Origin of the sequence: Paraburkholderia steynii (genome assembly GCF_900100565.1) — a bacterium.
GTDB classification, from domain to species: Bacteria; Pseudomonadota; Gammaproteobacteria; order Burkholderiales; family Burkholderiaceae; genus Paraburkholderia; species Paraburkholderia terrae.
In genome coordinates this window covers 844,536-864,287 of record NZ_FNDI01000001.1, presented here as the reverse complement: position 1 = coordinate 864,287, position 19,752 = coordinate 844,536, and the positions used below count along the sequence as shown (strand labels likewise).

Annotated in this window: 20 protein-coding genes and 1 tRNA gene; 13 read left to right on the top strand and 8 right to left on the bottom strand. The window is 64.1% G+C overall.

Annotation, left to right across the window (positions count from 1 at the left end; translation table 11 throughout):
- Window positions 1-94 precede the first annotated feature (94 nt).
- The 10 genes from BLT65_RS03895 (at window position 95) to BLT65_RS03850 (ending at window position 9,674) form a co-directional block, all read left to right on the top strand.
- Complete coding sequence (locus BLT65_RS03895) at window positions 95-1,576, top strand: efflux transporter outer membrane subunit (protein ID WP_091774814.1); 1,482 nt, start codon at window positions 95-97, stop codon at window positions 1,574-1,576.
- Complete coding sequence (locus tag BLT65_RS03890) at window positions 1,573-2,919, top strand: paraquat-inducible protein A (protein WP_091774811.1); 1,347 nt, start codon at window positions 1,573-1,575, stop codon at window positions 2,917-2,919. Before BLT65_RS03895 ends, BLT65_RS03890 begins: the two co-directional genes overlap by 4 nt.
- Complete coding sequence (locus tag BLT65_RS03885; RefSeq protein WP_091774808.1) at window positions 2,916-4,517, top strand: PqiB family protein; 1,602 nt, start codon at window positions 2,916-2,918, stop codon at window positions 4,515-4,517. Before BLT65_RS03890 ends, BLT65_RS03885 begins: the two co-directional genes overlap by 4 nt.
- The gene (locus tag BLT65_RS03880) at window positions 4,514-5,113 is read left to right on the top strand and encodes a PqiC family protein (protein ID WP_042313308.1); all 600 of its coding nucleotides are present in this window, start codon (window positions 4,514-4,516) and stop codon (window positions 5,111-5,113) included. The genes BLT65_RS03885 and BLT65_RS03880 overlap by 4 nt, the downstream gene beginning before the upstream one ends.
- A 217-nt stretch (window positions 5,114-5,330) precedes the next feature.
- Window positions 5,331-6,116: a type I methionyl aminopeptidase gene (map, locus tag BLT65_RS03875; protein WP_042313305.1), complete on the top strand. Its 786-nt coding sequence runs from the start codon at window positions 5,331-5,333 to the stop codon at window positions 6,114-6,116.
- 264 nt (window positions 6,117-6,380) lie between these two features.
- Entirely contained in the window at window positions 6,381-6,932 is a 552-nt protein-coding gene (locus tag BLT65_RS03870; RefSeq protein ID WP_091774805.1) for a GNAT family N-acetyltransferase, read from the top strand.
- Between the two features lie 200 nt (window positions 6,933-7,132).
- On the top strand, window positions 7,133-7,942 hold the full coding sequence (minC, locus tag BLT65_RS03865; RefSeq protein ID WP_091774802.1) for a septum site-determining protein MinC: 810 nt from the start codon (window positions 7,133-7,135) through the stop codon (window positions 7,940-7,942).
- Between the two features lie 90 nt (window positions 7,943-8,032).
- Window positions 8,033-8,848, top strand: a complete 816-nt coding sequence (minD, locus tag BLT65_RS03860; RefSeq protein ID WP_007583340.1) for a septum site-determining protein MinD — start codon at window positions 8,033-8,035, stop codon at window positions 8,846-8,848.
- A 14-nt stretch (window positions 8,849-8,862) separates the two neighbouring features.
- Entirely contained in the window at window positions 8,863-9,117 is a 255-nt protein-coding gene (gene minE, locus BLT65_RS03855) for a cell division topological specificity factor MinE (RefSeq protein WP_007583338.1), read from the top strand.
- A gap of 245 nt (window positions 9,118-9,362) precedes the next feature.
- On the top strand, window positions 9,363-9,674 hold the full coding sequence (locus tag BLT65_RS03850) for a YXWGXW repeat-containing protein (RefSeq protein ID WP_091774799.1): 312 nt from the start codon (window positions 9,363-9,365) through the stop codon (window positions 9,672-9,674).
- A gap of 317 nt (window positions 9,675-9,991) precedes the next feature.
- Here the strand turns inward: BLT65_RS03850 and BLT65_RS03845 are convergent, their stop codons facing one another.
- Complete coding sequence (locus BLT65_RS03845) at window positions 9,992-11,368, bottom strand: chloride channel protein (protein WP_091774796.1); 1,377 nt, start codon at window positions 11,366-11,368, stop codon at window positions 9,992-9,994.
- A gap of 249 nt (window positions 11,369-11,617) precedes the next feature.
- Here BLT65_RS03845 and waaC point away from each other — a divergent pair, with 249 nt between their 5' ends.
- The gene (gene waaC / locus BLT65_RS03840; protein WP_091774793.1) at window positions 11,618-12,625 is read left to right on the top strand and encodes a lipopolysaccharide heptosyltransferase I; all 1,008 of its coding nucleotides are present in this window, start codon (window positions 11,618-11,620) and stop codon (window positions 12,623-12,625) included.
- A gap of 780 nt (window positions 12,626-13,405) precedes the next feature.
- On the opposite strand, the gene BLT65_RS03830 is transcribed toward waaC, so the two are convergent.
- Together BLT65_RS03830 and BLT65_RS03825 are read right to left on the bottom strand one after the other, a co-directional pair.
- A complete protein-coding gene (locus tag BLT65_RS03830; RefSeq protein ID WP_091774790.1) occupies window positions 13,406-13,585 on the bottom strand; it encodes a hypothetical protein in 180 nt (59 codons plus the stop codon).
- A gap of 208 nt (window positions 13,586-13,793) precedes the next feature.
- Window positions 13,794-15,101, bottom strand: coding sequence for an MFS transporter (locus BLT65_RS03825; RefSeq protein ID WP_042313292.1), 1,308 nt, complete (start codon window positions 15,099-15,101; stop codon window positions 13,794-13,796).
- A gap of 177 nt (window positions 15,102-15,278) precedes the next feature.
- Here BLT65_RS03825 and BLT65_RS47140 point away from each other — a divergent pair, with 177 nt between their 5' ends.
- Window positions 15,279-15,425: a hypothetical protein gene (locus BLT65_RS47140; protein ID WP_167306446.1), complete on the top strand. Its 147-nt coding sequence runs from the start codon at window positions 15,279-15,281 to the stop codon at window positions 15,423-15,425.
- Between the two features lie 256 nt (window positions 15,426-15,681).
- Here BLT65_RS47140 and BLT65_RS03815 read toward each other — a convergent pair whose 3' ends face one another.
- A complete protein-coding gene (locus tag BLT65_RS03815) occupies window positions 15,682-16,188 on the bottom strand; it encodes an energy transducer TonB (protein WP_042313287.1) in 507 nt (168 codons plus the stop codon).
- A gap of 238 nt (window positions 16,189-16,426) precedes the next feature.
- On the opposite strand from BLT65_RS03815, the gene BLT65_RS03810 reads away from it, so the two are divergent.
- Window positions 16,427-16,741 (top strand): hypothetical protein, encoded by a 315-nt coding sequence (locus tag BLT65_RS03810; RefSeq protein ID WP_244186404.1) that lies wholly within the window; start codon window positions 16,427-16,429, stop codon window positions 16,739-16,741.
- A gap of 10 nt (window positions 16,742-16,751) precedes the next feature.
- On the opposite strand, the gene BLT65_RS03805 is transcribed toward BLT65_RS03810, so the two are convergent.
- The 4 genes from BLT65_RS03805 to rph form a co-directional block, all read right to left on the bottom strand.
- Window positions 16,752-16,841 (bottom strand) — tRNA-Ser (locus BLT65_RS03805).
- A 57-nt stretch (window positions 16,842-16,898) separates the two neighbouring features.
- Window positions 16,899-18,113: a radical SAM family heme chaperone HemW gene (gene hemW / locus BLT65_RS03800; RefSeq protein ID WP_042313283.1), complete on the bottom strand. Its 1,215-nt coding sequence runs from the start codon at window positions 18,111-18,113 to the stop codon at window positions 16,899-16,901.
- A complete protein-coding gene (rdgB, locus tag BLT65_RS03795) occupies window positions 18,110-18,733 on the bottom strand; it encodes an RdgB/HAM1 family non-canonical purine NTP pyrophosphatase (protein WP_091774782.1) in 624 nt (207 codons plus the stop codon). Before rdgB ends, hemW begins: the two co-directional genes overlap by 4 nt.
- On the bottom strand, window positions 18,726-19,466 hold the full coding sequence (gene rph / locus BLT65_RS03790) for a ribonuclease PH (RefSeq protein ID WP_042313277.1): 741 nt from the start codon (window positions 19,464-19,466) through the stop codon (window positions 18,726-18,728). Before rph ends, rdgB begins: the two co-directional genes overlap by 8 nt.
- Between the last annotated feature and the right edge of the window lie 286 nt (window positions 19,467-19,752).

Here is a 19,752-nt window from a genome sequence, read left to right as displayed (position 1 = left end):
GGGTCGGGATCAGCGCCAGGCGAGCCGCCAAGGGTGCCGCCGTCAGCGGGTGGACCGACGACCAATCCGTCCGCACCGCGCGAGGGTGACTGACATGCGCCGCGCTCCGCTGACCACTCCGCTCGCCACCGGCCTTGTGTCCGCGCTATGCGTCCTCGCCCTGAGCGGCTGCCTGCTCGGGCCGAACTACTCACGTCCTCCGCTCGACGTGCCCGCGACGTACCGCTTCCCCGACAACTACGCGGCGGACATCGCGAACACCGAATGGTGGAAGCAGTTCGACGACCCGGTGCTCGATGAACTGATCACGACCGCGCTCGCGAACAACAACGACGTGAAGATCGCCGCCGCGCGCGTCGACCAGTTCCTCGGCCAGTTCGTGACGACGCGCGCGGCGCTGTTTCCGCAGGTCGGCGCGGGTTTCGATGCCGAACGCCAGCGTATCTCGACGTCTTCGTCGCCGCTGCTCGCGAACGTGCAGAACCCCGTGTTCAACACCTACCAGCTAGCGCTCTCGGCATCGTGGGAAATCGACCTGTTCGGCCACAACCGGCGTCTGACGGAATCGGCGCGTGCGAGCCTGCTGTCGACGGAAGAAGCGAAGCGCGGCACGGTGCTGACGCTGGTGTCGTCGGTGGCAGCGTCGTATATCAACCTGCGCAGTCTCGACCGGCAACTGGAGATCGCGAAGGCCACCACGGCGAGCCGCGCCGAATCCGTACACGTGTTCGATCTGCGCTTCAAGGGCGGCGAAGTCTCGCAGATGGAACTCGCGCAGAGCCAGTCGGAATACGAGGCGTCGCGCGCGGTGATTCCGCAGATCGAGGCGCAGATCGCGCAGCAGGAAGACGCGCTGTCGGTGCTGCTCGGGCGCAATCCGGGCGATATCCTGCGCGGGCGCGCGCTGGCCGACCTCGCGGCGCCCGCCGTGCCGGCCGGGCTGCCGTCGGATCTGCTGGAACGCCGTCCCGATCTGCGTCAGGCTGAGCAGGACCTCGTCGCGGCGAATGCGCAGATCGGTGCGGCCAAAGCGCTGTATTTCCCGCAGATTTCGCTGACGGGGCTGCTGGGCACGCAAAGCGGGCAGTTCTCGAAGCTCTTTACGGGGCCGGCGCGCGTGTGGTCGTTTGCGGGTTCGATCGCGCAGCCGATCTTCGAAGGCGGCGCGATCGTCGGTCAGGTCAAGCAGGCCGAGGCGGTGCAGCAGCAGGCGCTGTACTCGTACCGCAAGGCGATCCAGGTCGCGTTCCAGGAAGTCGACGATGCACTGATCTCGTCGCAGAAGGTGCGCGAACAGTTCGACGTGCAGGTACGGCAGGTCGAGGCGCTGGCGACCTATGCGCATCTGGCGCGGCTGCGGTACGAAGGCGGCTACACCAGCTATATCGAGGTGCTCGATGCCGAGCGCAGTCTCTTCAACGCGCAGTTGAACCAGACGCAGACCCAGGCGGGCGTGCTGGTGTCGTATGTGAACCTGTACAAGGCGATGGGCGGCGGCTGGGTCATCACGGCCGAAGGGCTGACGACCCAGGCAGCGCAGCACAGCGGCGATGCGGCCGCGCAGAGCGCGAAATGAGCGAGACGTCGTCCGCGTATCTAGGCCACGCGACGCGCACGCCGGTGATCGCCTGTCACGAATGCGATCTGCTCCAGCGCGAAAGCGCCGTGCCGACCGAAGGCGCGCTGCGTTGCTGCCGCTGCCGCGCGACGCTGTACCGGCGTCATGCGAACAGCCTCGATCGCACGCTCGCCTATGCGCTTGCCGCCTGCGTGCTGTGGATCGTGTCGAACGCGTTTCCGATCGTCGGTCTGTCGGTGAACGGCGATGTCGTCGAAACGACGATGTTCGGCGCGGTGCGCGTGCTATACCGGGATGGCATGTGGCCGCTGTCGGCGCTGATCTTCATCACGACGATGCTGATGCCCGCGTGCCAGGCACTCGGCCTCGTGTGGCTGCTGTTGCCGTTGCGGCTCGGGCGCACGCCGTATCGTGCGGATGCCGTGTTCCGCTCGCTGCGTGTCGCGCAGGAGTGGGGCATGACGGAGGTGCTGATCCTCGGTCTGCTGGTCGCGCTGGTGAAGCTCGCGCATATCGCGGCGGTGGTGACGGGGCCTGCGTTGTGGTCGTTCGGCGCGCTGATGTTGTTGCTCGCGGCAGCCGCCTCCGCGTTCGATGCGCGCGACCTGTGGTCGCGGCTCCAGGGCGTGCCCGATGCCGGCCCCGCGTTCGACAGCGACACGCCGTTTGCCGGCGAAACAGCCGCAGCGTGTGGCCTGTGCGTGTGTCACGACTGCGGCTTGCTGACTCGCGCCGCGCCCGCGCAAGCGCGTGACGAAGGCGACTACGCGAACGTGCATGCCGCCGTCCACGTGCCGGCGCATGCCGCGCATTGCCCGCGCTGCGGCGCGCATCTGCATCCGCGCAAGCCCGACAGCCTCGCGCGAACCTGGGCCTGTCTGATCGCGGCCGTCATCCTCTACATCCCGGCGAACGTGCTGCCCGTGATGGACACGAGCTCGCTGTTCGGCGCGCAGAAGGACACGATCATGAGCGGCGTCGTGTATCTGTGGACCTCGGGTTCGTGGCCGCTTGCGGTGCTGGTCTTCATCGCGAGCATCGCGGTGCCGATGCTGAAGATTCTCGCGATCGGCTTTCTCGCGACCTCGGCCAATTTACGCTCCACCTGGCAGCCGGACCAGCGCGCGCGCATCTACCGGCTCGTCGAACTGGTCGGGCGCTGGTCGATGCTCGATATCTACGTGATCGCCGTGCTCACGGCGCTCGTGCAGTTCAACGCGCTCGCCACCGTGCGCGCCGGTCCTGCCGCGATCGCGTTCGGCGCGGTCGTCGTGCTGACGATGTTCGCCGCGATGTCGTTCGATCCGCGGCTCATCTGGGATGCGAGGAAAACGGAATGAGCCGGCCGCCCGACCTGCCCGACGCCGTCGCCGTGCCGCGCAAGCGCTGGCGCATCCAGTGGATCTGGCTGGTGCCCGTCGTCGCCGTGCTGGTCGGCGTCTGGCTCGCGGTGCAGGCCGTGCTCTCGCAAGGGCCGACCATCACGATCAGCTTCAAGACAGGCGAAGGGCTCGAAGCGGGCAAGACCAAGATCAAGTTCAAGGACGTCGACATCGGCGTCGTGAAGAAAGTCGCGCTGTCGAAGGACTATAAAAACGTCATCGCGACTGCCGAACTCACGCGCGACGCCACCGACATGCTCGTCGACGACACCCGCTTCTGGGTCGTGCGGCCGCGCGTGACGGGCGGCAACGTGTCGGGTATCAGCACATTGTTGTCAGGCGCGTTCATCGGGATGGACATTGGCCGTGCAAAGAATGAGCGGCGCGACTACACCGGGCTGGAAGTGCCGCCCGTGTTCGCGAGCGACGTGCCGGGCCGCGAGTTCGTGCTGAACGCGTCGAACCTGGCTTCGCTCGATGTCGGCTCGCCTGTCTATTTCCGCCGCCTGCGCGTCGGGCAGGTGACGTCGTACGAACTCGACAAGAACGGCGGCGGCATCACCATGCATATCTTCGTGAACGCACCGTACGACCGCTACGTGAAGAGTGATTCGCGCTTCTGGGAAGCCGGCGGCATCGATGTCACGCTCGGCACGGAAGGCGTGAAGATCAACACGCAGTCGCTGGTGTCGATCCTGATCGGCGGTCTGGCCTTCGAAACGCCCGCAGAGTCGCTGGCGCAGCCCGAAGCGCCGGCGCGCACGCCGTTCACGCTGTTCGCGACGCGCGTCGACGCAATGAAGGTGCAGGACCGCATCGTCGATACCTATGTGCTCAATTTCAAGGAATCGGTGCGCGGCCTGACGGTGGGCGCGCCCGTCGATTTTCGCGGCATCGTGCTCGGCGAAGTGGCGGCAATCTATACGCGCTTCGATCCCGTCACGAAACAGATCAGCATTCCTGTCGAGATCAAGTTCTATCCGGAGCGATTCACCTCGCGCTACGCGGGCGAACCCGGAGAAGGGCGCGTGGTGCGCGATCCAAAGGAGATCGCCAATTTCCTCGTGTCGCGCGGCTTCCGTGGGCAGCTGAAAACGGGCAGCCTGCTGACAGGCCAGCTGTACGTCTCATTCGATTTCTTCCCGCATGCGCAGAAGGCGAGCATCGACTGGAGCCGCACGCCCGCCGAGCTGCCGACCGAGCCGAGCGGCCTGCAATCGCTGCAGGAGTCGATCAACCGGATCGTCGCGCGCATCGACAAACTGCCGATCGAGGAGATCGGCAAGAACACCCAGCAGGCGCTCGCCGATGCGGGTACGCTGATGCAGAGCCTCAATACCCAGGTGGTGCCGCAGGCGAAGAGCACGCTGTCGGCGGCGCAGGCCACGCTCAATTCGGCGAATAGCGCGCTTGCGCCCGATTCGACGCTGCAGCAGGACACGAGCGACGCGATCCGCGAGCTCGCGCGTACGGCGGCGTCGTTCCGCGCGCTCTCGGATTATCTGCAACGCCATCCCGAAGCGCTGCTGCGAGGCAAACAGGAGGACGCAAAGTGAAGCGATCGATGCTCCCGCCCGGCGCATGCGTTTGCGTCGCCGCCGCCATTACCTTGCTGGCAGCGTGCAGCTCGCCGCGCTCGAACTTCTATACGCTGAGTCCCGACACGACGCTCGAAAGCGCGGGCGCGCCGCTGTCGGTGTCGGTCGTGGTCGGGCCCGTGACGGTGCCCGATCTGGTCGACCGGCCGCAGCTCGTGACACGCGTGTCGGGCAACGAAGTGAAGCTCAATGAGTTCGCGCGCTGGGGCGAGCCGCTCAAGAGCGGCGTTGCCGATGTGATCGCCGCCGACCTGACGCGGCTGCTCGGCTCGCAGCGCGTGTCGGTGTCGTCGCAGATGGTGGCGGGCACGGAAGCGTGCCGCGTGCGCGTCGATATCCTGCAATTCGATTCGATGCCCGGCGAGGCGGTCGCCGTCGACGCGCTGTGGACCGTGCGCGTGACGGGTCGCACGGCCTTGCTGACGGGCCGCTCGACGATACGCGAGCCGGTGCAGGGCGCGGACGACGCCGCGCTCGTCGCCGCGCACAGCCGGGCGCTTGCCGCCGTGAGCCGCGACATCGCCGCGGCGATCCGGAGCGCGCCGCCGGGTTGAGTTGCGGATGCGCTCCGGGCGGGGTCTGAAGCGGCCGCGCGGGCAGACTCTGTACAATGGCCTGATCGACAACCGCACACATGGCTGCATGGCTTGCGTTGCGGGTCATCCCGTGCCAGGCGAACTGCGCCAGATGCGCGCGATGCCCGCCTGACCGCCCGTCGCACGATGACGCTGAACGCGCCGTGCCATGCATGCCGCCAACGCTTTACACGACATGGCCATCACCTACAAGACTCCCGAAGACATCGCGCGCTTGCGCATCTCAGGCCGGCTCGCCGCCGACGTGCTCGCCATGATCGGCGAGCATGTGAAGCCCGGCATCTCCACGGGCGAACTCGACGCGATCTGCCACGACTACATCGTCGACACGCAGAAGGCGATTGCCGCCAACGTCGGCTACATGGGTTTTCCGAAGACGGTATGTACGTCGGTGAATTCCGTCGTCTGTCACGGCATTCCTGACCGCGCCGAGATTCTCAAGGACGGCGACATCATCAACATCGACGTGGCTGTCATCAAGGACGGCTATTTCGGCGACACGAGCCGCATGTACACGGTCGGCGAGCCGAGCACGGTCGCACAGCAGCTGATCGACACGACGTATGAGGCGATGCTCGCGGGCATCCGCCAGGTCAAGCCGGGCGCGACGCTCGGCGACGTCGGTCATGCGATCCAGCAGATCGCGCAGCGCGAGGGCTTTTCGATCGTGCGCGACTACTGCGGGCACGGCATCGGCAAGGTGTATCACGAGGACCCGCAGGTGCTGCACTACGGCCAGCCGGGGCAGGGCGTGCGCCTGAAGCCGGGCATGGTGTTCACGATCGAGCCGATGATCAACGCGGGCCGCGCCGGCACGTCGGTGATGCGCGACGGCTGGACGGTCGTCACCAAAGACCGCTCGCTGTCCGCGCAATGGGAGCACATGGTCGCCGTCACCGACGACGGCTACGAGTTGCTCACGCCGTGGCCCGACGGCACGGGGCGCTACGAGGCGCCCTGATGCGCCCTGATGCGCCACGAAGCGCGGCGGCGTGCCCGAGCGGCCTGCAAGCTGACGACGCTGAAAGCGTTCGTGGCCGCTCCCGCACGATGCGACGCAAAACGCCTGGCCTCGCGTGTGCCGGTTTTGTAGCCGCGTGTCAACCCATGCGCGCTGGGTCGCACTGCGCCGAATTAAAGATTTGACTCACGCGTCGGTTCGGTTAAAGCTACGCGCTAGCGCTTTACCCGGATGACACAAGGGATTTAAGGGATTTTCGAACGCATGAGTCCTTCACTGACCGTTCGCCGTATCGCAGCCAATCAGGGCGTCGTCTTCCGCGAGCTTCGTACCGCTTCGCTGCGCGAAGCGCCTTACGCATTTGGCGAGACGCTGGAAGAAGCGCTGTCGGCCGATGCGTCCACGTTCGAAGAAACGGCCGCGCGGCACGCTGCGTCGGCCACGTCGACATCGTTCATCCTGTACACGGAAGGGCATCCAGCCGGTCTGATCGGCGCCTGCTTCGAGGACGCGCCATCGCATCGCGCGTTCGTCAGCGAGTTGTGGGTCGCGCCCGCCGTGCGGCATCTGCGCGGTGGCGAACTGCTCGTCAACACGGCAAGCGGGTGGCTAGCGGGGGCGGGCGCCACCGAAATCTACGCATGGATCGCCGACGAGAACCGCAACGCCATGCGCTTCTACGAGCGCCTCGGCTTCGGCCCGACGGGCGAACACGAGCGTATTGCGCGTGCGCCGGACCAGTTCCAGACGCTGCTCGTGCGGCACGTGCCGCAAGAAACGGCATCCGACGATCCCGCGCACGGGCACGCAGGTTAAGCGCTTCCCAGCCCCTTTCGCCGCTTTCGATCGTTTCCCCGCGCGCGTGTTTCGCGCGCTTTCTTCCCAGTTTTTGTCGATCCGTCCGTCCCGGACCAGCACGCACGCGGCATTTTCCTGTCGCGTGAAGACTTATTGGCAAAAATGCTCACCGTTCGCCAGGACGCCTGTAAAATACGCAAAATTTTTTGCCGAACGCTATGTCGCCGAAGAAATCGCCATTTTTTGAACTGCGCAGTGGCGCGGTCGACACATTGCTGTTTGTCGTCAAGACGACCAACCTCGATGAGATGCGTGCCGAGCTGACCCGGCGCTTCGAGGCGACACCCGAATTCTTCGCGAACGACACCGTCGCGATCGACGTGCGCCGTCTTGCGGAAAACGAGCGCGTGCCGCTTGCGGACATCGCGAAGCTGCTGGACAGCGTACGCATGCGTCCCATCGGCGTCGTAGCCGACAGCACGCAGCACGTGTGGGCGAACGAGGCAGGTCTGCCGCTGCTCGATGCGCGCGACGCTCGGGACGCTCGCGTCAGCAAGAGCAATACGGATGCAGGCGGCGACGAAGCAAAGGCTGCAGCGAAAACAGACACGCCGCCCGCTGCGGACGCCGCCGCGCGCGAGCCGGAGCAGGCCGAGTCGGCTGCCGCGGAACCCGTGCGCATCGGCACCTCGTCGCAGACGATGGTGGTCGACAAGCCGCTGCGTTCAGGCCAGCGCATCTACGCGAAGGGCGATCTCGTCGTGCTCGGCATGGTGAGCAACGGCGCCGAAGTGATCGCGGAAGGCAACATCCATATTTACGCGCCGTTGCGCGGCCGTGCTTTGGCGGGCGTGCATGGCAATCACGACGCGCGCATTTTCTGCACGTGTCTCGAACCGGAATTGATCTCGATCGCGGGCATCTACCGGACGACCGAGAACCCGCTGCCTGCCGACGTGCATGGCAAGCCGGTGCAGATCTGGCTCGAAGATGAAAAGCTGATGATCGAACCGCTGCGGCTCACCTGACGCGTGCGCCGCGCATGCAGTTGCGCGCGCTGCGCGATGGAACTCCCGCCGGACTCAATAGACGAATAGACGAACACAAGGTAAAGGGTAATGGCAAAAATCATTGTGGTGACTTCGGGCAAGGGTGGCGTAGGCAAGACGACCACGAGCGCGAGTTTCGCATCCGCGCTTGCATTGCGTGGCGCGAAAACGGCAGTGATCGATTTCGACGTGGGCCTGCGCAATCTCGATCTCATCATGGGTTGCGAACGTCGCGTGGTGTACGACCTGATCAACGTGATCCAGGGCGAAGCCAACCTGAACCAGGCGATGATCAAGGACAAGAAGTGCGAGAACCTGTTCATCCTGCCCGCGTCGCAGACGCGCGATAAAGATGCGCTGACGATGGAAGGTGTCGAGAAGGTCATCAACGACCTGATCGCGATGGACTTCGAATACATCGTGTGCGATTCGCCGGCGGGTATCGAGTCGGGCGCGTTGCTCGCCATGCACTTCGCCGACGAAGCACTGATCGTGACGAACCCGGAAGTGTCGTCGGTGCGCGATTCGGACCGCATTCTCGGCATCCTGTCGTCGAAGACCAAGCGCGCGATCGACGGCAAGGAGCCCATCAAGGAGCATCTGCTGATCACGCGCTACAACCCGAAGCGCGTGAGCGAAGGCGAAATGCTGTCGCTCACGGATATTCAGGAAATCCTGCGCATCGACCTGATCGGCGTGATTCCGGAATCGGAAGCCGTGCTGCATGCGTCGAACCAGGGCTTGCCTGCTGTACACCTCGACGGCACCGATGTCGCCGAAGCGTACAAGGATGTCGTGTCGCGTTTCCTCGGCGAGCAGAAGTCGCTTCGCTTTACCGATTACCAGAAGCCGGGCCTGCTGCAGCGCCTCTTCGGCACCAAGTAAGGGGAGCGCACGTGATGTCCATTCTTTCGTTTTTGCTGGGCGAGAAGAAGAAGTCTGCGTCGATAGCGAAGGAACGCCTGCAGCTGATCATCGCGCATGAGCGCGTAGGCGGCAAAGCGCCCGCCGATTATCTGCCCGCGTTGCAACGTGAACTCGTCGCCGTGATCTCGAAGTACGTGAAGATTTCGGACGACGATATCCGCGTCAATCTCGAACGACACGACGACCTCGAAGTGCTCGAAGTCAAGATCGAGATTCCGCAGGCTTGAGCCGTCTGTAGCTTCTTTATCGCTTGATGCGCGTCACCGTCATTGGGTGGCGCGCTTTGCTGTGCCAGCGTTTTTCGTGCGCACATTCGCTGCGCACGCTCTCCCGTCGATTCCCCCAAACACTCCCCCGAAATAATCCGTTGCACTTCAGGGCACGCGGTAACACGTCCGCTGTCAGCCCTTTCGTCACCTCGCGCATTGAACGGACAACGCCGTCATTCGGTGCTGACACAAGAGGTGAAAACATGAAAAAGTCGATTCGTCTGCTCGCAGTTTCCGCTGTGCTCGTGATGTCCGGTTTGTCTGCCGCTGCGTCGGCGTCGGCTGCGGAAGTGATCGTCGTGGCACCGTCCGCGCCGCCCGTCGAGCGCTTCGAAGCCGTGCCCGCGCCGCGCACGGGCTATGTGTGGGACAAGGGCCACTGGCGCTGGGACCACGGCCGCTACGTGTGGGTGGGGGGTCACTGGCAGGCCGAGCGCGTCGGCTATCACTGGGTGCCGGGCCACTGGGTCGCGCATGGTCCGAACTGGCACTGGGTGCAAGGCCACTGGGCGTGATGCCCGGGTGAATCCAACGGGCTCCGATGGCGCGTGTTGACGGCATCGCGCGTGGCCATCCGCCCGTTCTCCGAACGCGCCCGAGAGCGCGCTTAATCGCAACCATCAAGGGAGTCGTCAAATGAGAAAAAGGACCTTGCTCGCGATCGCCGTGCTGGCGGTCACGTTGGCCGGTTGCGTCGTCGTGCCGGCACGCCCGGTGTATTACCATCCGGTCGGCATCGTCGTGTACTGACGATTGTGGGGAGGTCGGGCGCATCTCTGCGGGATGCGCCCGATTTTTTAGCGGCAATGGCGAAAGCCAAACTGCCGCAAGCTCATTCTTTTGCTTCGCTGCGTGTTGTCGGTTGCGCTTCGCTACGGCTTTCTTCTTCGACTGGAGGCGCCGCAGCAGAAGCGGCAGGCGTCATATACCGGTTCGCCAGCGCCTCGTACAACGGCGGCGCAAACACGCTCGAAATCCGGCTCGACACGAGTGCCGTCGCCATCAGCGAAATGACGAGCGCGTGGCCGTTGATCATCTCCATCACGATCACGAACGACGTGATCGGCGACTGCGTAACAGCCGCGAGATAGCCGACCATGGCGAGTGCGATCAGCATCGGCAACTGCATGTCGCTGAAGGCCATGTGCAGCACGTTGCCGAAGCCCGCGCCGATCGACAGCGACGGCGCGAAGATGCCGCCCGGAATCCCCGGCAGATACGAGCCAATCATCGACGCCATCTTCAGCAGCGGATAGAACACCGACAGATGCTCGGTGCCATACAGCAGTCCGCGCGCTTCCGCGTAGCCGCTGCCGAAGGTCGTACCGCCCGACACGAGACCGATCACCGCAATGGCCAGACCGCACAGAGCGGCGAACGCGACGGGCCGCTCGTTGTTCAGGCTGAGCAACGGCGCGGGCATCCAGCGCCTGGTGTTCAGCAGCAGCCAGCCGAACACGCCGCCCGCGATGCCCGTCACGATGCCCGTGATGATGACGGCCACCGCAAGCGAATCGGGGAAATGCGTGCCGATGTCGATCGTGCCGAAGTACGTGTAATTGCCGTTCACGCCGAGCGCGATGATCCCGGCGATGATGATGGCCGTGATCAGCACGCCGCTGGCGCGCGCCTCGAAGCTGCGCGTGAGTTCCTCGATGGCGAAGACGATGCCCGCGAGCGGTGTGTTGAAGGCCGCCGACAGGCCGGCCGCCGCGCCCGCCAGCACCAGTTGCCGTTCGATCAGCGCGTTCGAGCGCGGGTAGAGGCGGCGCAGGTTGAACATCAGCGCCGCGCCGACCTGCACGGTCGGCCCTTCGCGCCCGATCGTGAAGCCGCCGAGTATCGCGAGAAACGACACGAGAATCTTGCCGAGCAGAATCGGGAATGTGAGTAGCCGCATGCCGGCGGCGCTGGTGTTCGAATGCAGCGTCGCGATGACCTGTGGGATGCCGCTGCCTTCGGCGCCGCGAAAGAAGCGTCGCGTGAGCCAGACCGATGCCGCCGCGACGGCGGGCGTCAAAAACAGCGTGAGCCAGCGATGCTCGTTCTGCAGATGGAGAAAAGCGTTGTAACCGAAGTCGATCAGCCGCGCATAGAAAACGGCCGTGAGACCGACGGCGATCGCGCCCAGCCAGAAAATGCCGTACTGACGCCACAGACGCCGTAGGCGCCGGCCGATGTTCGAGGACAGCAGGGGTGTCCGTGACATGGGGAGTCGGGCTGGGAAATGGGAAAATTATAGTCGCCTCGCGGGCGGCGGCGCGGCGAAAGCGGGCCGGATGGTTGCCCGAATGACCCGGCAGCGGGCGGCGGCCTGTCAAGGAAAGTAACGTCTGGTAACGACGCGGCAGATCCGGCAAGATTCGCTGCTGCCCATTTTGCGGGCAATTGTCGGGATGGTCAGCTAAAATTGCAGATTGCTAGCGAGCATCTAAAGCAGCCACAACACGGGCCATCAATGAAGCGAATTCTCATCGTCAAAGTCACCTCCATGGGCGACGTGATACAGGCTCAGCCGATCGTATCGGATCTGAAGCGCGCGTTTCCCGGCGTCGAGGTCGACTGGGCAGTCGACGAATCGTTCGCCGAGATTGCCCGCTGGAATCCCGGCACCGATCGTGTGCTGGCCGCACCGCTGCGCCGCTTCAAGAAGGCGCGCCGCTGGTCGGATTTCAGGGCGATCTGGCAGTCCATCGCCGAACTGCGCGCGTATCGCTACGACGTCGCGCTGGATATTCACGGCGTCTACAAGAGCGCGATCATCTCGTTCCTGTCGCGTTCGCGAAAGCGCCTCGGTTATGGCAACGAGCATCTCGGCGAGCGCGGCGCCGCATTCGCCTATACGGGGCGGTTCGTGCCGCCGCGCGATCGCAATGCCTGGAGCGGCATGCGCGAGACCGTCAGCACGGCGCTCGGCTATCCGCTCGACAATCCCCCTGACTACAACCTGCATATTCCCGCGCCGGCCAAGCCGCTCGTCGATACGGGCGGGCGCCCGCTGGCGATGCTGTTCCACGCGGCATCCAAAGACGACAAGAAGTGGCCGGCGGCACACTGGATCGCGATCGCGCGGGACCTCGTGCGGCGGGGCTTCCATGTAGTGGTGCCGTGGGGGTCGCAGGCTGAGCGCAGCGAGGGGCTCGCGATCGTCGATCAGGTGGAAGGCGCGGAACTGCTGCCGCAACTGAGCGTGACCGAAATCGCCCAGGTGCTCGCGGCGTCGGACTTCGTGATCGGCGTGGATACGGGCTTCGTCCATCTGGCGCACGCGCTCGGCAAGCGCACCGTGATGATCTTCATCGCGACGTCGCGGGAAACGTTTGAGAATAACGTGCCGTTCCGGTCGGTTTCGATTGGGGATGGCAATTCGGTGCCGCCCGTCGCCGAGGCGCTGGCCGCCATCGATCACGTGCATGCCGACCCGCTCGGTCTCGGCGGACAGGGCAAATCGGTCGCCGCGGCCTGAGGTCGACTGGGGAAGCGGGCGGGGCGCGAGAAAAAAGAAAAGAGGCGCACGCGCAATCGCCCAATTTCGGACGCCGTCGCGAGGCGCCTCTGAAAAGCCCGCGCCTGAAGCGCGCGGACCGAGAGGAAACCTGCAGAACAAACCTGTACAACATCCGTAATGACCACGCGGATGTGAACAAGTTCAACCATTTTTGATTTTTTTCGATTTTTGCGGCGACGCTTCGTGCGGGGCTGGCGGCTATCGTTTCCTTTTGGCATGTGGCGATAGATTCGCTTGATGCGCTCGCAATCGTCATTGCATCCATTACACGTCTGTTAAAACTGTCGCTTTTCTTTTGGCTTTCGGCGGCGCGTTCCGCGCGTTTCGTCGACGCTCGCGACGCATCCTGCTCCCATTCTCACGACGCCGCGCCCGCAAAGGCTTTCCAGACGGCCTTCATGCGCTTTGATTAATGTCCTGCTGTGCCGAGCGCCTTTCATCGCGATGGTTTGCCACGCCGCGCGGCGCTCGCCGTCTGTAACACAAGCTCAGTCGATGCTTACAAATTGCAACGGTCGCCCCTGTCAGGTTCGTGTTCAATCGAGGTCATTCGGGGTTCGCTCGAATAAAACGATACTGACTCGAAAGGGAGAAAAAACGTGAAACGCTTGATCCTGGCTTTGGTGACGGGCGCGCTGCTGGCGGCATCGCTGAGCGGCTGTATCGTGGTGCCGGACGGTGGCTACCATCATCACGGCTACTACTACCGCTGATCGGGCAATGGATGCTGATGGCCGCTCAGGCCATCAGCATTTCGAAAGCGACGACGGCGGCGATCGCGGCCAGATTGGCGGCGACGGCTTCGACGACGATCCCTTTCCAGCTCGCCGGTTTGAAGCGCAGCGCGAGCAGCAGCGAGCCAAGCAGCGCCAGCGCGATGATGACGACGATATCCGCGTTGCTTAAATGAAAGTTCATCGATTCCTCCCCGTTCAGAATGACGACATAACCGCTTGCTTTGATTCGAGTATAGGCACGTCAAAAGCGGCGGCGAGCAGGGGAGTTTCCCGGTTCTCGTTCGTACGGACTCAAGCTTCTTTGACAGGCTTACAAAACAAAAACGGCCCCGGCGCAATGCATCGCGCCGGGGCCGCTTCGCTTTCGACTTACGCCGATAGCCGATGAGTTACATCAACCGCGTATCGCGTGTTTCGCGCATGCACAGGACGCCGACCAGGCTCACCACGGCTGCCGTCGACACGTACAGTCCCACCCACGACAGCCCGCCCTTCGCCGCCAGCATCTGCGCGATGTACGGCGCCACCGATGCGCCCAGAATCCCGCCCAGGTTGTACGCGACGCCTGCGCCCGTGTAACGCACGTTGGTCGGGAACAGCTCGGGCAGCAGCGCGCCCATCGGCGCGAACGTGACGCCCATCAGGAACAGCTCGATGATGAGGAACAGCTGCACGAGCGTCATCGAGCCGCTGCCGAGCAACGGCGCCATCGTGAAGCCCGACAGGATCGCGGCGATGCAGCCGACGATCAGCACCGGCCTGCGGCCGAAGCGGTCGCTGGCCCATGCGGACAGCGGCGTCGCGAGCGCCATGAAGACGACGGCGACGCACAGCATGCCGAGGAAGCTCTGACGCGAGATGTGCAGCGCGGACACGCCGTACGACAGCGAGAACACCGTCGAGATATAGAACAGCGTGTAGCAGACGACCATCGCGAACGCGCCGAGCAGCACCGGCCCCAGATGGCGGCTGAGCAGCGTCGCGACGGGCACGCGCACGCGCTCCTGGCGGTCGATCGCGGCCTGGAACGCCGGCGTTTCCGCAATCTTCAGGCGCACGTAGAGGCCGAGCGCGACCAGCACAGCGCTGACGATGAACGGCACGCGCCAGCCCCAACTACGGAACTGCTCATCGGACAGCGACAGCGCGAGGCCGAAGAACAGCCCGTTGGAGGCGAGAAAGCCGATCGACGGTCCGAGTTGCGGGAACATGCCGAACCAGCCGCGCTTGCCGGCGGGCGCGTTCTCGGTTGCGAGCAGGGCGGCGCCGCCCCATTCGCCGCCGAGGCCGATGCCCTGGCCGAAGCGCAACACGCACAGCAGGATCGGCGCGAGGCTGCCGATCGAGTCGTAGCCGGGGACGAAGCCGATCAGCGTCGTCGACAGACCCATAACCAGCAGCGACGCGACGAGCGTCGACTTGCGGCCGATGCGGTCGCCGAAGTGGCCGAACAGGAACGAGCCGATCGGCCGCGCGATGAACGCGATGCCGAACGTGACGAACGCCGACAGCGCCTGCGCGGTCGCCGAGCCGTGCGGGAAGAACACCGGGCCGATGACGAGCGCGGCGGCCGTCGCGTAGACGTAGAAGTCGTAGAACTCGATCGCGGTGCCGATGAAACTCGCGAAGATCACGCGCGAAGCGCTGCTCTTTCGGTCTGCGCCGGGCTGGGCGCTAGAAAGGGGCGATGTGGACATGCAGGGTCTCCAAATGTCGTGACGCAGCCGCGGGGCGAGCGGCGCGCGATTTGTGTATCTGTGTGCGGCTAAGTGTGGAGCGTAGCGAGTGCGCGCGCAATTGTGCCCACATCGTGGCGAACAGCGGTGCGGGCGAACCTGCTACGCGAGACGTCGCATGTGCAACGAGTCGACAGCTTGCAACGTGCTGACGGGATTGCGCGCGTTGCGTTGCCGTGGGAACGGCTGAAGCGGCGCGAAAGCGAAGCACGATGCAAACCGGGCGGACGCGCGCGCGGGTGGCGCGGCAACGTGACGGTCGCGCTGCGTGCGGCGGGCGGGTGAGCTTGCGGCACGCAACGATGGCCGGAGATTCCGGCAGATGTTTAAAAAATTATAGCGAGGGCGGGCGGGGCGCAGCAAGGCGGGCGCTGTGGGCCGTTGTTTGAGGCTTCGTTGGAGCGGCCTGGCTTGCGGTCGTGTCCGCTTCGCTTTCGTTTCGATGCGCTTCGGTTCGCTTCGATGCGCGTTCGCTGCAGGCAGCCGAACGACGGCGTCGAGCCGCTGTGTTCGCGGAAACCTCAGCGCATCGAGGGCGGTTTCAATCGATCGTTTGTGCCTGCGGCGACGCGAACGTGCGCAACTGGAACTTGCCGTTGTCGTTGAAGAGCCAGTCTTCGAACATTTCCACCTGGCCTTTCGCGTTCAGCAGTTTCGGCGGCGGCAGAGGTAAGGGCGCCGAGCGTCGCAAGGTCGCGAGCGCCGTGCTCTCCGCTTCGTCATCGCCGTTCGTGCGAAATACGCTCGATGCGACGATCTGTCCATTTCGATCCACGACGAACGACACGACGACGAGCGAGCGCAGCATCGCCTGCGGAGTGCCGCGCAGTACGTAAGACGGGTTGCGTTCGAGGATGCGTTGCGCAACGACCGAACGGTACTGATCGAGTGTCAGGCTGTTGATCGCCGCGGGTGGTGGCGTGACGACCGCGGGTCGCTGCGGCGGCGTGACGGTGAAGTTGCAGCCTGCGCAGAGCAGCGTGAAGGCGAGTGCCGCTGTTCGCCTGAATGTCGGGTTGATGCGGCCGGGAAGCGAGAGGGTAGACATCGCAATAACTCGCATGCGAGATGTATCTTCATCGTAGACGATGCGTGTTGCGATTCAATGAGCGTTGGTACGGATGTGAGGGGTGGCGCGCATGCGCGTGGCATAGGGTGGCGGTTGGCTTGGCTTGACGATGTTTTGCAAAAGGGGCTGTGGTAATGCGCGATCCTGTTTCGATTCTCGCTTCGTAAATCTCCACATGGACGACCTGAGTGCCTTCAACCATTTTCACGATTGGTACATGGACACAATCCAAGTATCGAAAGAGCGAGAGACGCTGACGCTAGGCCTGTACCTGCAAGATCAACGAGCATCCGTGTCGTTCGTTGGGATGAATCGATGCGTGCTCGAAAATCTAGGGCTTCAGAATATCGTCTATGCGATCGAGATCGTTGAGCCAGGAACGTCGCGATTTGGGAAAGCGCAGCAGATAGTCGCGAAGGCTGAACGATGGACCGATAACCAGCTGGGAACGGTGGCTTACGCTTTCTCAACGTGCGGGGCAGAACTTGTCGTTGAGGTTGACTCTTTGGAGATCGAGTCGCAGGCAAGCTGAAGAAAGAAACTGGCGGAGGGTGTGGGATTCGAACCCACGGAGGCCGTAAAGCCTCGCCGGTTTTCAAGACCGGTGCATTCAACCGCTCTGCCAACCCTCCGAGCCCGAAATTGTAACCTGGAACGCCACGCCCTCGGGCAACAAACCACGACCGCGCTCACGAATCCTTCAAAAACAGCCCTTGAAGATCGTTGAGGAATGCCTGGCCGAGCGGCGTCGGCGCGATCTTTTCGTAGTCGCGCGTGATCAGCCCGCGACGCTCCGCTTCCTGCAAAGCTGGCTCGATCGATGTCATCGGCAGACCTGTGCGCTCAATGAACCGATGCACCGGAAACCCTTCCACCAGCCGCAGCGCGTTCAGCATGAATTCGAACGGCAGATCGCGCGCGCCGACTTCATGTTCTTCCTGCACGGCATTGCCCGAACGCGCCTCTTCGATGAACGTCGCGGGATGCTTGTAGCGCATCTGCCGCAGGATGCGGTTCGGAAACGACAGCTTCGTATGCGCGCCCGCGCCGATGCCGAGATAGTCGCCGAAGCGCCAATAATTCAGGTTGTGCTTGCTCTGCCGATGCGGCTTCGCATACGCCGACACCTCATACCGCTCATAGCCCGCTTCGCGCGTGCGTTCGTGAATCCAGTCCTGCATGTCGGCGGACGAATCGTCGTCGGGCAGCGGCGGCGGAAACTTCGCGAACAGCGTGTTCGGTTCAAGCGTCAGGTGATACAGCGACAGATGTGGCGGCGCGAACGACAACGCCGTTTCGATATCGGCCTGACACTCCGCCAAAGTCTGCTTCGGCAGCGCGAACATCAGGTCGAGATTGAAGTTATCGAACGTCGTCGCGGCGACCTCGACGGCATGGCGCGCCTGCGTTGCATCGTGAATGCGGCCGAGCGCCTTCAGATGCGTCTCGTTGAAGCTCTGGATGCCGACCGACAACCGGTTCACACCGCTCGCGCGAAACTGCGCGAACTTGTCGGCTTCGAACGTGCCGGGATTCGCTTCGAGCGTGATTTCGGCATCGGCATCGAGCGGCAGCAGCGCGCGCACGTCGGACAAGAGGCGATCGAGCCCCTTCGCCGACATCAGACTCGGCGTCCCGCCGCCGATGAACACCGTATGCACCTGCCGTCCCCACACCAGCGGCAGCGCCTGTTCGAGATCGCTGCGCAGCGCGTCGAGATAATCGTCCTCGGGAAACGCGCCGCCTTTCGATTCGTGCGAGTTGAAGTCGCAGTACGGACACTTGCGTACGCACCACGGAAAATGCACATAGAGCGCCAGCGGCGGCAGCGATGTCAAACGGATGCTGCCGGGCGACGTGAACGCCTTGATCACGCCGGCTCCCGTCGTCGATGCGTGGCTCACGCTTCCTCCTTCAGCCGCGCGAACAGCTGTTGCAACGCAATCGCGCGATGGCTGCTCGCGTTCTTCACGGCAGGCTCCAGTTCGGCCGCCGTCGCATTCAGCGCGGGCAAAAAGAAGAACGGATCGTAGCCGAAGCCGTTCGCGCCGCGCGGCGCATCGAGCATCTCGCCGTGCCAGCGGCCTTCCGCGATTAGCGGTTCCGGGTCGTCGGCATGGCGCACGAGCGCGAGCACGCAGAAGTAGTACGCGCGCCGGTCGCTTACGTACTTCAGCTGCTCGACGAGGCGCGCGTTGTTCGCCGCGTCGCTTTTCTCGCCGCCCGCGAGTTGCGCGTAACGCGCCGAATAAACGCCAGGCGCGCCGCGCAATGCGCGCACGCACAGGCCGGAATCGTCGGCGATGGCGGGCAGGCCTGTCAGCTTCGATGCATGACGCGCCTTCGTCAGCGCGTTCTCGACGAAGGTCGGATGCGGCTCTTCCGCCTCCGGCACGTTCAGCGCGCCTTGCGGAATCAGCTCGATGCCCGCCGTGCCGAACAGCGCCGCAAACTCGCGCAGCTTGCCCGCGTTGTTCGACGCGAGCACGATCCTGCCCAGCGCGTTGTCCTGTCGATCACTCACCCTTCAACTCCAATGCTTCCTTTTGCTTCTCGATCAGCGTCCTGATGCCGCTTTGCGCGAGATCGAGCAGCTTGTTCATTTCGTCGCGCGAAAACGGCACGCCTTCCGCCGTGCCCTGGATTTCGACGAAGCCGCCGTCGCCCGTCATCACGACGTTCATGTCGGTGTCGCACTGGGAGTCTTCGTCGTAGTCGAGATCGAGCACGGGCAGGCCGTCGAACACGCCGACGGAAATCGCTGCGACGTAATCGTTGATCGGCGACGCTTCGATGCGGCCCGTCGCGAGCAGCTTCGCGACGGCGTCGTGCGCGGCGACGAACGCGCCCGTGATGCTAGCCGTGCGTGTGCCGCCGTCGGCCTGGATCACGTCGCAATCGATATTGATCGTGCGCGCGCCGAGCCGTTCGAGATCGAACACCGAGCGCAGCGCGCGGCCAATCAGGCGCTGGATTTCCTGCGTGCGGCCCGTCTGCTTGCCGCGCGCGGCTTCGCGGTCGCTGCGCGTGTGCGTCGCGCGCGGCAGCATGCCGTATTCGGCCGTCAGCCATCCCTGGCCGCGGTCGCGCAGAAACGCGGGCACGCTTTCAGCGACGCTCGCCGTGCAGATCACCTTGGTGTCGCCGAATTCGACCAGCACGGAGCCTTCCGCGTGCTTCGTGTAGTGGCGCGTGATGCGCACGTCGCGCAGCTGATCGGCGGCGCGGCCGCTGGGGCGTTTCGTGATGTCGTTCATCGTCGGAATTGAAGGGAATGAAGGGGAAGAGAGGGCGGAAGGAAACCGCAATTTTACCGCCGATCGCGTCGCCGCCGCCCGCGCGCTTCAACCCGATGCGCCGCGCCGGGAGCGCTGCCTGGCAGCGCGCCGGCCAACGCGTCGTGAAAGCCGTCTGCCCGGGGTTACCCGAAGGCCGCTTCCGGCGGGTGTCGCCGGCAAAAATGGGATAATGCGCGTTCCCCGCCCCGCGTCTCGTAAACGCCGGGCGACTCGAATCCCTGGTCGTGCGATGTGATGTTCGCGC